A 13,634-nucleotide genomic window follows, 5' to 3' on the forward strand; every position below is an offset into this window, starting at 1 on the left:
ATTCGACGACTTATACGTTGCCGTATTTCGTGTTCTTGATCATAGTGAAGCCCTTGATCAATTCAGCGATGCCAGCACTCAACGTGACTGAAGTCTTGAAGCCAGTGGCTTCAATCTTCGCATTCGAGACGATGTAGTTCCGCTGGTCCGGATCCTTGCCCACGGGCGCATCGATGAACGTGAAGTCCGGGATCTGCCTTTGGATGTACTCACAGAGTTCTCGCTTGGATACGTTGGCTTCGCTCAGGCCCACGTTGTAGACCTGCCCCTTCATCCTGTCGAAATTCTGGATGGCATGCTGGAATGCCCTGGAAACGTCACGCACATGGACGTAATTTCTCTTGAACGAGCTCTCGAACAGCACCACGAAACGGTCATGCACCGCGCGGTAGGTGAAGTCGTTGACCAGCAGGTCGATGCGCATCCGGGGAGACATACCGAACACCGTGGCCAACCGGAAGCTGATCGCATTTTCTCGCTGCATCAACTCCTTTTCGATTGCCACCTTTTCAATCGCATATTGCGATATCGGGCGCAGCGGGGAGTCCTCCGTGCAGAAATTGTTTTCATCCCCGGTACCGTAGGCACTGTTCGTGGTCGGCATCAGGACGATCTGCGATTGGGACAGGAGCCGAAGCATCAGCGCAATGGCATCGTGGTTGGTGGTGGTTGCGCCTACTGGATCAAGGGAGCAGATCGGCGCACCGACCAACGCGGCCAGTGGTATCACGATATCGGCCTTCGCTAGCAGCGGCGCCACCGTGGACTCGACCCGGATATCACCCTTGACCACGTTGAAATTCGGATGGTGGCAAGCGTGGTTCAGGCTGGACTGCTTGAACATGAAATTGTCCAGCACGGTCACCTTATGACCGGCAGCCAACAGGTCTGGCACCATGGTAGACCCCAGATAGCCGGCGCCGCCGGTCACGAGAATGTTGTAGCTCATTTCTAGTCCTCTGTTCAACTGTTAATCATTCGCCGAAGATGGCGACTTCCACGCATTCGCACAGGGTGTGCGCAAGCACGATATGTATTTCCTGAATAGTACTGGTGGCTTTCCCCGGCGCGATGATGCAATAGTCGGCCGCTGTTATCGCCGCACCACCATCACGTCCGCAAAATGCCAGAGAGGGAATCTGCAACTGTCGGCACTCCTGCAGCGCCAGCAATATGTTGGGGGATTGGCCCGATGTCGTGATACCCAGGAAAACGTCATTCGCCGTCGCCTTGCCGGCCAGTTGCCGTGAAAACACCTTATCGTATCCGTAGTCATTTCCTATTGCCGTCAGGATGGACGAATCCACCGTGAGCGCCTCGGCCGGCAAGGGCGCCCTGTCACGGCTGAGCTTGCTGACGAATTCCGCAGCCAGATGCTGCGCGTCGGCCGCCGATCCCCCGTTACCCGCAATGTAGATGCGGCCGCCCGCCTTGTAACAGCCGACGACGGTATCCACCGCCTTAGAAAAAATCGTCAGCGTAGCCTCATCTTGCAACAACAATTGCTTGGCCTCCACGGCGGCCAGCACGTTTTTCCTCAGCCGTTCAATAGCGTTCATTCCTCAACCTCCAACCCTAGTACTTGGGGTGCCCGGCGGTAGTCGACCGGCACCCCGATATCTATGAAAGTCCCACCGAACTCCAGCCCGAACATCGGCTGTCCCGCACGCAGGGCGGCCTCGAAGAGGTCGTCCTCCAACGAAGCGGCCATGCCAGCTCGGTAGACCAGCCCAGCCAGGGCTCGTGGATGCACCAGGTAGACGCCACCGTTCGCAAGCCCGCCGACTTCGCCGGAGCTGGATTTCACCCCCCGGACCTGCCCCTGAGGACCGATGTCCATGCCCATATAGCGGCCGGCCTCCTGCGTCCTGAACAGGGAGAAGCACCAGTTAGTGTCATGGGTCAGGGCAAATGCCTCCAGGGTCGGCAGTACCACCGCGAAGTATGTATCGCCATTGAGCAGCAGGAACCTTTCTGCAGAATCCAGCTTTTGCGCAGCGAGCAACACGCCACCGCCCGTTCCCAGGGGCTCAGATTCAATGACATATTCGACCGCAGCACCTTGGAATTCATTGCCGAAATAGCCCTGGATTGCCTCATGCCTATAGCCGACCGAAAGCACGAAACGGTCGATTCCCTGTGCACGCCAATAGAGCATCAGGTGCTCGAGGAATGGCCGCCCCGCTACCGGCGCCATCGGTTTGGGCAGGGTCGGCACTTCGCTACGCAAGCGGGTCCCCAGCCCTCCGGCCAAAATGACAGCAACATGCACCTTACTCACACCCGTATCAGACCGCATTCAAGATGGCGCACAGTTCGTCGATTTCCTCGTCCCTCAGGTCCGGGAAGTTGCCGATATAGAAGCCATAGAAATGGATGTGCTCGGTATTCGGGAACTGCAGGTGGTGATCCGCAGGGACCACACCCTTGAGGTAGGGCTGGCGAATCTGGTTGCCACCGCCGGCGCTGCCACGCCGGAATTCAATACCGTTTTCTCTCATCTTCTTCATCAGGCGCTGAACGAACTCTTCATCGGGCTCGCGCAGCACTAGGTTGAAAGCATAGTTACTTGAACCTTCGATCTTGAAATCAGTCCGGTACTTGGTTGCATCGATCTGGCGGAGGAATCGCAGCATGTTTTCGGTGCGGCGCTTGACATTGGCGTCCAGCCTGCGCAACTGGTGGCGCCCCAGGATCCCCCCCAGCTCGGTGTTGCGCGTGTTGTAGGCCGGATAGGCAAAAATGAAGTCCGGGTTCAACTGGGGATACTGCGTCTGGAAGGCTACCCTCAGATCGGCATCCGTCGTTTCTCGCACCATGCCGTGGGAGCGCAGCATGCGCACCTGCTGGTACACCTCGGGATCATTGGTACACACCATCCCGCCCTCGATGGTGCTCATGTGGTGCGCGTAATAGAAGGAGAAGTTCGAAATCCAGCCGATGCTGCCCAGACGCTGCCCATTGTGGGTCGCGCCATGGGATTCACACACGTCCTCGATCAGGGGGATATCGCGTTGCTTGAGTTCGGCGACCAGTTCATCGGTAAGTCCGTCAAATCCCTGCACATGGGTCAGGAAGACGGCACGGGTCTTGCCGGTGATCTTGGCAAGAATTTCTGCCGGATCCATCGCCAGCGAGACTGGATCGATATCCGCAAACACCGGGGTAAAGCCGTTCTGCATCACGGAAGCGATGTCGGATACCCAGGTCAGGGGGGGAACGATCACCTCGCCGCCCTCCGGATGGCGGATTTTCAGTATCGCCATGGTCAGAAGGTTGGCGGATGCGCCGGAGTTGACGAACACGCTGTACTTCATGCCCAGCCACTCGGACCATTCCGCTTCGAACGCACGGACATTCGCACCGTGCGTCAGGATAGGATCATCCTGTTTCAGGTATTCGATCAACGCGTCAAGATCGGACCGCAATATGTTGTTGCGCATCAGGGGAAATTTCATTGGATCAGGTTCCTTTGACTAATAGGGGTACAACTCAGCCCCGGCTGCTTGTCGGCGCGATCACCTCGGCCAGGAAGTTCTTGACTGATTCTGTCACGGCAGCTTCACCGATACCGACCTGCTCATGCAGCTCGCTTCGCGTACCCAGTTCGAATCGGTAGGCGGGTTCGACACCGATATTGAGCATGCGTACAGGCAGGTTCCGGCGTGCTAGGAATTCAAACATCATGCTGTCGATGCCGCCACGCCCGCGGAAGCCTTCCTCCATTGTCACCAGTCCCCGGTAGCCACCCAGCAGCTCTGCCATGGCATCCTGGTCAAATTTCGTGATCGACACCATGTCGACCACACCCACGGATACGCCTTGAAGTGCCAGGCGATCGGCCACCTTGATCGCCACATGCAGCATGTAACCGGTGGCTAGCAGGCACACCGTGTCGCCGCCGCGCAGGGCATGGAATCCTACAGCCGGGAGCTTCTGCACAGAATGAATGACCGGCAGCACCTGCGCATCCAGGCGGAGATATTTCAATCCGTCGGTATTCAGGCATTCGTCGAATATCGCCGCGCTCGAGACATGGTCGGCGGGCGAATAGATGGACATGCTGGGCAGGGCCCGCATGATGGACAGATCTTCGTAACACTGATGCGTGGGGCCGGACACTACGTAGCTGTAGCCGGCACCTACACCAATCAACGTCACATTCATAGCGCGCACTTCCGAAAGAAGGCACAGGTTGACCCGGATCTGCTCGTAGCACCGCATGGTGATGAACGGCGCAATCGCGTAGGCGAAGACCTTGAAGCCTTCGATCGCCAACCCGGACGAGATATTAATCAGGTTCTGCTCGGCGATACCCACGTTGGCAAAGCGCTCCGGAAAGTCCGAGCGGATCCTATCCAGCACCGGCGAGCCGAAATCGGCAGTGACGAAGAAGATCCGTTCATCGACCTGCATGGCACCGTGGATGCGCTCCAGGAACGCATCGCGCATAGCTCTCGGTTTCTCACTCATTGTTCAACTCCAGAATCTGTTCTAGCCAGGCCGCATTGGGGTTCATCACATGCGCCAGATCGAGTCCCTCCAGGGAGGGAACGCCGTGGCCCTTCTTCGTATTCGCGATTAGTGCCTTGGGCTGGCCATCATGCAATTCCTTCATCTGGAGCAGCGCCTCCCTGACGGCGGCGACGTCATGTCCATCGACCTCGCGGCAATCCCAACCGAAGGCCGTCAGTCGACCAACCAAAGATTGGTGTGACACGATGTTGTCCGTGCGCCCCAGCATACTGATTTGGTTGTTGTCTATCACCAGATTCAAATTATCCAGTCGATTATGGGAAGCAAACATGATGGCCTCCCAGTTCGAACCTTCGTGCAACTCGCCGTCGCCGGTAACCACGAAGATGCTGCTGTCGCTCTTCTTACTTTTCAACGCCAGCGCGCTTCCGGTCGCCACTCCCAGGCCGTGCCCCAGGGAACCGTTCACGGTCTCGTAGCCCGGGATAACCGGATCGGGAATTCCTCCGAGGAATCCGCCGGCCTGACACACCCTGGCAAGCTCCTCTGCCGGGAAGTAGCCCAAGTCAGCCAGTATCGGGTACATGCAGATCGATCCATGCCCCTTGCTGATGATGCAGCGGTCCCGCCATTGCACCCTTGGATCCTTTGGATCAAACCGGAGCACGCCACCGTAATACAGCGCCACGAAAATCTCGACTGGCGAGAGCGAGGAGGCGATGCGTGTTTCAGGCGCCTTGCGGTGAACCCGCAAGGTCTCTAGCCAGACCGACTTTGCTTTTGTCGCAAGTTCAATGTCATTCATCATCATGGAAAGATCATCCTGCCCATGTACGGATTACTGCAATCCGTTGGGTTGATATAGCACCACCCGACTGCCCGAGTAGTCGAATTCAAAGGGAACGTGGACGAGATGGCGCAGTCGTTCCCGGACAACTGCCTGATCCTTCGGCCGCACGAAGAGCAGGAGGAACCCGCCGCCGCCAGCTCCCAGCAATTTCCCACCAAGTACCCCAGCCCGACGCGCCTCTTCATAGATGGCATCGATCTCGCTACTTGAAACCTTGTCGGACAGCTTGCGCTTGGCCAGCCAACCCTCGTGCAACAGGGCGCCAAACTCTTCGATGGAGGTTTTGCCATCCTGGAGAATCCGCATCCCCTCGTCCACCATGGCACGCATGGCATGGAGTTCCTGCTGCCGATTGTCGAAATTATCGATCTTCGATTTGGCCACTTCCGACGCGATGCGCGAGATGCCGGTGAAACACAACATCAGGTGGCTCTGCAACTCCTCCGCGCGGGCCTGTTCGATGATGACCGGGTTGACCTCAAAGCCACCATTCCGGAGGAAGTCGATCCTGTTGAAGCCACCATACGCCGCCGAGACCTGGTCCTGCGAGCCGACATTCTCCCCAATGACGTCCTGTTCCACATGGATGGCTTCCCGGGCCAGAAACTCGCTGCCCACATACTGACCACGCAGGGTGGCAATCGCGTGCAGCAAACCTACAGTGAATGATGAACTGGAACCAAGCCCAGAACGCGCAGGAAGGTCTCCATCGTGATGGATCTCCAGCCCATGTTCCATCTTGGTATAGTCAAGGACACCCCGTACCGCCGGATGCTCGATTTCCGAAATGTCGCGCACGTTCTCGATGCGAGAGTACACGATACGGTGCTTGTGGTCGAAGAACGGCGGCAGGTAACGACAGCTGATATAGCAGTACTTATTGATGGTCGTGGCAAGAACGGCCCCTCCGTGCGCTCGGTACCAGGCCGGATAATCTGTGCCGCCACCAAAGAATGAGATGCGGAACGGGGTACGCACAATGATCATGTTAGAGCCTTATGGAATTCAGCAAATGGATTGACGGAGTGTTGTCAGGTCTGCGACCGAGTCTCGCATCGAGACGAAGGACTGGGATCAATCATCTTGTCATAGGTGCCCTGCGCAGCAACTCGGCCGTTTTCTAATCTGTAGATAATGTCACAATCTTTCAAGGTGCTGAGACGATGCGCGATCATCAATATCGTAAGCCCGCTATCCAGCGAGTTCACTGAGTCCATGATGGCCTGTTCGGTTGCGCTGTCCAGCGCGCTTGTAGCCTCGTCCAGAACCAGCAAGGCCGACTGCTTATAGAGCGCCCGAGCAATACCTATCCTCTGCCTCTGCCCACCGGAAAGACGTACCCCACGTTCACCCACGACCTGCGCATATCCTTCGCTTCGACTCTCGATGAACTCTGCAATCTGCGCCCGGTGAGCCGCTTCTTTCACGCGCTGGAGATCAATGGCATGGAACTCCACGCCAAAGGCAATGTTCTCGGCGACCGAGGCATCCGACAGGAAGATACTCTGGGGAACATGTGCGATGGCGCTCTGCCAAGCCCTCACCAAGGTGCCAGTAATCGGCACCCCATCGACGCGAATGCATCCGGAGGTAGGTACCAGCAGGCCCATGATCAGGTCTACCAGGGTACTCTTGCCACAGCCGGTCTCCCCGATAAAACCTACTCGTGCCCCCCGTGGAATGCGTAGCGACACCTCATTGAGCGCGTTCGGACCGGTCGCCGTATACCTGAATGAAACGGCATCAAGTTCAATGCAGTCATCCAGTGCCAACGGATCAGGGCGTGGTAGCGCCAAATCTGCCGGAAGTGGCTGCTCCAGCATGGCAATGGTATCCAACACCGAGGCATGGCTACCGGCAATAATGGCCCATGCTGCAAAGCTCTGCTGCATCGCGGGTAATAGACGTTGGGCCGCTAGTGCCAGACTCCCCAGGACCGGCAACGCCTCGACGAATCCTCCAGATTCCGCACTCATACCATAGGCCAGAGCGACGATTAAAATGATGCCAACGTTTTCCATCAGGTAGCGAGGACTCCCCGAAATGATGGCATTGTCAGCTAGCGCCTTTCGCAAGTTTCGGTCAGCTCCCTTGAACGACTTGCAATAAATATTTTGGGAGCCATCAAGCAATACGTCACGAATCCCGCCCAGGCCTTCCTGCAGGTTCTTCAACTGTGCAACATGTTGTTCAGCGATCTGCTGACTGTTACGGCGTAGCATGCGCCGGAAAATCTTTCCGACGATCAGGTACCCGGAACCGAGGCATAATCCAGAGATGATCGCAACCCGCGCGTCGATGGCGATTAAGGCGACAATGAGCCCAAAAACCAGAAAGGCCGAGCAGACCAGCACCAAATGCTGGTATACGACATTGGCTGTGGTGTTGACCTTCCCTACAATCGCGCCAATGATCTCGCTACCGTTGCGAGCCACATGTACGCTGTAGGGCTGGTGCAGCACCCGTCGGTACACCTCAATGCTCAGATCAGATCCTATAGCCCCTGCAAGACGGGTACTGATCACTAAGAACGCAACACGCAGTGCGGACGCTAGAGTCAATATTACGCAAAAAAGCCCCGCCACCAGTAGGCTTGAACTGATATGCATATTTGTTGCCAAGTCCGCAATAGCCGCTCCAAATTTTATTGTCCGCAATGTGCTATCGGCTGCGACCATAACAGAAAGGAAGGGCAGTACCGCCCCGAGACTGGCAACTTCGGCCACCCCGACAATCAGCATCAGCGCGAGCACGGACATTAACTGGATCCGCCGCCGAGGGCTGAGATGAAACCAGAGCTGGGTCATGATAACCCCCTCGCCATTTCTACGCTTTCATTGCTTTGGACGGCAGGGTGGCGAGTCCGTGGGGCGAGTGAGAGGCTGGCCTGATTGCCTATCAAAAACGAATTTCCATTCACCCGCGTTTCGTTGTTCAATTGCCTTGATATTGTGGCAAAAAATGCTGCCGAAGTTTCTGAGCGCAACGACGAGCCAAGCCCAGTACATCCAGCACGCGCACTTAAACACATAGTGTTCTATGCTCCCCGTACATCAACGCAGCCCACATGATGACGGACTTGTCGAACAACAGGATGCGGAACCAGTTGGCCATTATGCGTGGGACAGCAGGAATTCCTGGTAAGCCAACTCCAAGCCTTGCTCCAGCGGCACAGCTGCGTTCCAGCCCAGCGTGCTGAGCCGGCGGCTGTCCAACCACTTGCGCGGAGCACCATCGGGTTTGGTCGTGTCGTAGGTAATGCGACCGGCATAGCCCACGATACGGGACACGGTAGCAGCAAGTTCGCTGATCGTCACGTCGCCGCCAAATCCCACGTTAATATGGCTCTGCATTGGCTGGGTATGGGTTTGGTAGCTGGCATTGTCCAAGTTCATGACAAACACACTCGCGCAAGCCATGTCGTCTACGTATAGGAATTCGCGGCGCGGCGTGCCGCTGCCCCAGATGGCGACCTCTGGAACACTCTCGACCTTGGCAAAGTGGAAGCGTCGGATCAGGGCTGGTATTACGTGGCTGTTGTCCGGGTGGTAGTTGTCGCCGGGGCCGTAAAGATTGGCAGGAATCACACTACGATAATCACGACCATATTGTCGATTGTAACTCTCGCAAAGCTTGATGCCGGCGATCTTTGCAACCGCATACGGTTCGCTTGTAGTTTCGAGCGGCCCCGACATCAACGTGTCCTCAGTTATCGGCTGCTCTGCATGTTTTGGATAGATGCAACCGCTGCCAAGGAATAACAATTTCTGCACGCCGTGAAGATGGGCTGCGTGGATTACATTCGCCTGAATCATGAGGTTTGCATAAATGAAGTTCGCTGGGTAAGTGGCGTTGGCGTGAATGCCTCCAACCTTAGCTGCAGCCAAGTAAACTTGTGCGGGTCGCTCCATCGCAAAGAATTCATTCACTGCCTGCTGATCGCACAGATCAAGTTCGGCATGCGTGCGCGTAATGATCTGACCGGCGGGAACACCTTGAGCAACCAAGGTACGAAATATCGCACTACCCACCATACCTTTATGGCCCGCGATAAAAATCCTGCCATTCTGGTCAATCATTATTGAGCCCTCCTCTGTTTTTCGCGTTCCAACCCTACGGCATTACACCGCCAATTCTTACCCATGCTGACGCCTGATCCAGTCGTTCAGATATTTCTGTAGCGAGGCGTAGCCGAGCGTGGAATGCCAGCACCTGTGGTTTTAGAACAGTTAGATGTAATCAGACGTTGGCAATGGTTTCATCTTGGCTTCGTAGTGGGTGCCACGCACTCGCTCATTCTTGGATCTGTTGAAAAGCACTCGGTGGGCGCATAGCCCTATGCGATTCCCTTTGTGATTCATCGAACAGGCCACCCCGTATTCCTTCAGCCGCGCCTGAAAAAGGTGGTTTACATACTGGCATCCTCTGCCCGAATGTTGCATCTGTCCCGCTATCGGCTTGCAGCGGAACCACGTCATGGTCAGTGCATCTGCATCGATCACGATATCGGCCATCATCCTGGGCTTCAAGGACCAGCCGATGACCTTCCGATTGAGTAGGTCGAGCACCGCGACTAGGCAGAGCAATCCCTCAGCCGTCAAGATGTGGGTCAGATTGGCCGTCCACACCTGATTCGGATCTGCCGACGTGAAGTCCCTGTCCAGCAGGTTTGGGACTATCAGCAGACTGCGCCGAGCCCGTTGCCTCCTTAAAGCATCGCTTGTGCCGGGCACGTACACCGTTCTCGCGAATGAGTCATTGCCCCCCCCCCCGCCCTTGCTCGCAGGAAAATCTCTACCTCGGTTTTTCTCAGTCATTTTCGAGTTGGCGCTCTTGACAAGGTTACCCGGTGCTTGCTCAACCAGATTCAGGTCAACCCCCACGTCACCCCTCCTTGCCTAGCCCTCACCCGCTTGACAATCAGCCCCTTGAACTCTGCCACGTATTCCTGCTTCGAGGTCTTGAACACCCCCCCCTCCTTCTTCGCTATCCCAGCTCTCCTGAAGGACGAAATTTCGGGGAAGCTCACTATACCGCTGGGCCAAACGTCCATTCCCGACTCAGTACCAACCTAGCTGGAATCTGATCTACATCTAACGGCTTACGCAAGGCTTCCTCATATATCGCGCGCTTCTGCGGCCCTAATGCCAATACAAAAACATGGTGAGCCTTTTGGATCGTAGTGGGCGTAAGGGTCAATCGCAAATACGGAGGCCTTGAACCTTTTACGGGAATGACTCGCCGCTTGGACTCGACAATGGCAGGGCTTCGGGGATAGATCGAAGCAATATGCCCATCTTCTCCCATACTGAGCAGCAACACATCAATAGACGACGGAAGGCGACTGCCATACCTATCTGCCGCCTCTTCCAAATTGGCGCTATCAGCCTCTATGCGATGAACGTAAGCGCCTTTTGGCAACCCACTGGCAAATAACGTATCCATAACCAATCGGTAATTACTGTCAGCATGATCGGGCGGCACACATCGCTCATCTCCAAAAAAGAAATCTACATTTTGCATTCTCGCCAAAAAGTCGTGCGAAGCAGCCCCAACTCGATAAAGTCGTTCAGCACTTCGACCACCTGTCAGCGCGACGCTGCATCTCCCATTTTGCCCTCGCCGCTCAGCAACACTTGCAGCGATTTTTTCGAGTAAAAATCGTGCCCATCCATCGGACTCTGTGCCGTTTAGTGTGGAACTGGACATCACACCCAACAGCAAACCAAGATGCTAGGCTGAGAGACGGTAACCTCTAGCAGATTGGCCGATGAATGCTTAAGTTTTGACATTCGGAAATACACAATGATGAAGCCTCTGCTTAACATATGCCATTGGACAGGCTTTTCAGAAAATCCCTAAGCCCTTACCCCAAAGCGCCTGAAAATAAAAATTGACGCGCCAAGCCCCACGCCTAAATCCCTGACTAGCTTACATTGACTGACTTAGGGCGCCGCAATGCAAACGGCTCAGGACTTCGTAACTGGGTTTCCTCCTGGAGACCAGCCAATTTCTGAAGTGGGGACGCGAGGCTCAAAGTAATTTTGACATGCTACCGCCATACCGCCTCACCAACAGCAAGTGCGGCTAGGAGATTTTAGCAGGGAGAGCGGAGCAATAAAGTGTCGCGAAGGATGCTGCTGCAAGTTCGCAGACGAATACAATTGTGCCATACTGTAATGCCTTTGCGAAAGGCTGTTTTGCCAAACAGGCAATAGAGAGGCCGATTTGTTGCCGGCGTTGCGTAAACTGGCCTGTGCGACACACACCGCCACCGGCTTGCTCATAATCTCGATCAGAGCGACATGACCCGACACTCGCCATCGGCTATTTGTAGCCGCCCTCGATGCCCGGAACGGCGCTTCGGTCAGACGAACGCGCTCCCCCTGTTTGAACAATCGTTCCGGTTCTGATTGAACCGATGCCTCCTGGCTTTGCAGCAGTTCAATCACCCCACCATCACCTGCGCCGATTCGACCCCGAATCTGGCCAGCCGGCTAACACCCTGAATTGAGCGAATGGGCCCCCAGCTTTTGACTAAGTCCTCCTGCCCCAAATGGATGAACAGGTAACGCAGAAACAGGGGCTCAACCGCAACGATTAGCAGTCCTTTGCAGAGTTTCTCGGACGGGAGTGTCGGGTGGTGGCACTGATAACCCTGCCTGTGGATGTTGTCGAGGGCTCACTCACCCAGTCTGTGCATGGTATGAACGAGATATCAGTGCACGCCACCTCCAAATGGGCTGCAGCCAGTTCAGAAGATACCAACTTAGTTAGCCTCTAAAGGCTCCTCGAACTGTACTGGATCGACGTATCTCAGGGTGAAACGACGACGCGCCTGATTGTGAAATGACATTATGCAATCAAACACGATCAGATCGTACTTCTTTCCGAGGCCGATACACTTTCCGGGCAGTGCGGTCGGTCTTCAAGGAACTGAAGAAGCTCTCTACCGCAGAGTTGCCCCAGACCTTGCCTGCGCGACTCTTGCTGCAAAGTAATGCCCAGTTCCTTAAGCAATCCCTGAAAATGTTCGCTAGTGTATTGGCGCCCCTGATCCGAGTAGGGAAGCCGTGACAAAGACATGCCCCGTCGCCAGACAGCCATGACCAAGGCATCCGCGACCAACTGCGAGGTCACGCTGGTCTGCATGGACCAGCCTGCGATCCTTCTAGAGAACAGATCAAGGACTCCCTCCACATACAGCCGGCCCTCCGCTATTCTGATATAGATGAAGTCCGCCACCCACTTCTGATTCGAGCAATCCGCCTGAAACTGGGAATCTAGGACTTTGTCTGCAATAGCGCCGCTCACCTCGAGCCTTTAGGAAAACCACGCCGATGTGGGCGAGCACGTAAGGCTTGTGACACATTAGTAGTTCAATGCGGTGCAGACCACAACGCTGTCCTTGCGCCAAGGCATCGCGCCAAACCCGCCAGGCACCATAAGTGCTGTCACTGTCCATAAATTTGACGTACCAATGGGGGAGAAGTACCTCATCAACAAGGTTATGGCGGCTCCTGTGGCGGCATAACCAAGCACAGAAACCACTGCGCCAGGCGCCGAAGGACGCGGAAATCAAATTGACCAGCCAAACACCTCGTGTGCCTCGCCACGAAACCATACTTCACATCGACTCTTTGACGAAATAGGCAGCGACTTTTTAGGATATCGCACTCCATCTTGAGCATGACCACTTCATTGCGCACTCGCGCAATCTCTACTTACTCGGGCTTCATGACTCCCTGACCAGAAAATGCCTGCTTGGGTTCGGTACTGTGTTCCCGAACCCAGCGACGCAGAACGGTTTTTCCACATCCATATCCTGCGACGCATGCCTGACGGATACACCTCGTTCCGTCATCAGCTGGACCGCTTCAACCTTGAATTCCCGAGTGAATATCTTTCTTGTACTCATTCACCACCTCTGGTTTCATTGTGACACCTTAACTGGGTGCCTTTGAAATCGGTAGCAGCCCAACCATTGATCATTTGCAATGGCATGACAAATGTGTTATCGCATTTGGTATTTTTGGGGCAGATTGACAGATTTGCGTGCGATGTCACGGCCTACTGCATGACAGGATCACACCGGAACACGAACTTTTGACCGTGTAAAACAAAAACGCCAACCGTATGGGCTGGCGCTTTCATTGAAGGGCGTGGTGGCTTGGGGCGGAATCGAACCACCGACACGCGGATTTTCAATCCGCTGCTCTACCAACTGAGCTACCAAGCCAACGAGCCAAAGATTATACCGGCAAATTCTTCCAAGCCAAGGCTTTTTGCCAAAAAATTGGCTGCTTGC

Annotated in this window: 13 protein-coding genes, 1 tRNA gene and 1 pseudogene; all 15 read right to left on the reverse strand. The window is 55.4% G+C overall.

Going from position 1 to position 13,634, the window contains the following annotated elements:
* Positions 1–10 precede the first annotated feature (10 nt).
* Entirely contained in the window at positions 11–949 is a 939-nt protein-coding gene (locus tag ACYQ2U_RS11575) for an NAD-dependent epimerase/dehydratase family protein (RefSeq protein WP_459950524.1), read from the reverse strand.
* A 25-nt stretch (positions 950–974) separates the two neighbouring features.
* Complete coding sequence (locus ACYQ2U_RS11580; protein ID WP_459950525.1) at positions 975–1,559, reverse strand: D-sedoheptulose-7-phosphate isomerase; 585 nt, start codon at positions 1,557–1,559, stop codon at positions 975–977.
* A complete protein-coding gene (locus ACYQ2U_RS11585; RefSeq protein WP_459950526.1) occupies positions 1,556–2,281 on the reverse strand; it encodes a sugar phosphate nucleotidyltransferase in 726 nt (241 codons plus the stop codon). Before ACYQ2U_RS11585 ends, ACYQ2U_RS11580 begins: the two co-directional genes overlap by 4 nt.
* A gap of 7 nt (positions 2,282–2,288) precedes the next feature.
* A complete protein-coding gene (locus tag ACYQ2U_RS11590) occupies positions 2,289–3,458 on the reverse strand; it encodes a DegT/DnrJ/EryC1/StrS family aminotransferase (protein WP_459950527.1) in 1,170 nt (389 codons plus the stop codon).
* A gap of 34 nt (positions 3,459–3,492) precedes the next feature.
* Complete coding sequence (locus ACYQ2U_RS11595; protein ID WP_459950528.1) at positions 3,493–4,473, reverse strand: transketolase family protein; 981 nt, start codon at positions 4,471–4,473, stop codon at positions 3,493–3,495.
* A complete protein-coding gene (locus ACYQ2U_RS11600) occupies positions 4,466–5,287 on the reverse strand; it encodes a transketolase (RefSeq protein WP_459950529.1) in 822 nt (273 codons plus the stop codon). The genes ACYQ2U_RS11595 and ACYQ2U_RS11600 overlap by 8 nt, the downstream gene beginning before the upstream one ends.
* Before the next feature lie 27 nt (positions 5,288–5,314).
* The gene (locus ACYQ2U_RS11605) at positions 5,315–6,313 is read right to left on the reverse strand and encodes a GHMP family kinase ATP-binding protein (protein WP_459950530.1); all 999 of its coding nucleotides are present in this window, start codon (positions 6,311–6,313) and stop codon (positions 5,315–5,317) included.
* Positions 6,314–6,357: 44 nt separating this feature from the next.
* Entirely contained in the window at positions 6,358–8,133 is a 1,776-nt protein-coding gene (locus ACYQ2U_RS11610) for an ABC transporter ATP-binding protein (RefSeq protein WP_459950531.1), read from the reverse strand.
* Between the two features lie 306 nt (positions 8,134–8,439).
* A complete protein-coding gene (locus ACYQ2U_RS11615) occupies positions 8,440–9,405 on the reverse strand; it encodes a GDP-L-fucose synthase family protein (RefSeq protein ID WP_459950532.1) in 966 nt (321 codons plus the stop codon).
* Between the two features lie 150 nt (positions 9,406–9,555).
* On the reverse strand, positions 9,556–10,209 hold the full coding sequence (locus tag ACYQ2U_RS11620) for a DDE-type integrase/transposase/recombinase (protein WP_459950533.1): 654 nt from the start codon (positions 10,207–10,209) through the stop codon (positions 9,556–9,558).
* 145 nt (positions 10,210–10,354) lie between these two features.
* The gene (gene pgl / locus ACYQ2U_RS11625; protein ID WP_459950534.1) at positions 10,355–11,035 is read right to left on the reverse strand and encodes a 6-phosphogluconolactonase; all 681 of its coding nucleotides are present in this window, start codon (positions 11,033–11,035) and stop codon (positions 10,355–10,357) included.
* 359 nt (positions 11,036–11,394) lie between these two features.
* The gene (locus tag ACYQ2U_RS11630; RefSeq protein WP_459950535.1) at positions 11,395–11,778 is read right to left on the reverse strand and encodes a hypothetical protein; all 384 of its coding nucleotides are present in this window, start codon (positions 11,776–11,778) and stop codon (positions 11,395–11,397) included.
* The gene (locus ACYQ2U_RS11635; protein WP_459950570.1) at positions 11,775–11,996 is read right to left on the reverse strand and encodes a transcription termination/antitermination NusG family protein; all 222 of its coding nucleotides are present in this window, start codon (positions 11,994–11,996) and stop codon (positions 11,775–11,777) included. Before ACYQ2U_RS11635 ends, ACYQ2U_RS11630 begins: the two co-directional genes overlap by 4 nt.
* 99 nt (positions 11,997–12,095) lie before the next feature.
* A pseudogene (locus ACYQ2U_RS11640) lies at positions 12,096–13,244 on the reverse strand (IS3 family transposase).
* 245 nt (positions 13,245–13,489) lie between these two features.
* Positions 13,490–13,565, reverse strand: a tRNA-Phe gene (locus tag ACYQ2U_RS11645).
* Between the last annotated feature and the right edge of the window lie 69 nt (positions 13,566–13,634).

Source organism: Denitratisoma sp. agr-D3 (assembly GCF_054658675.1).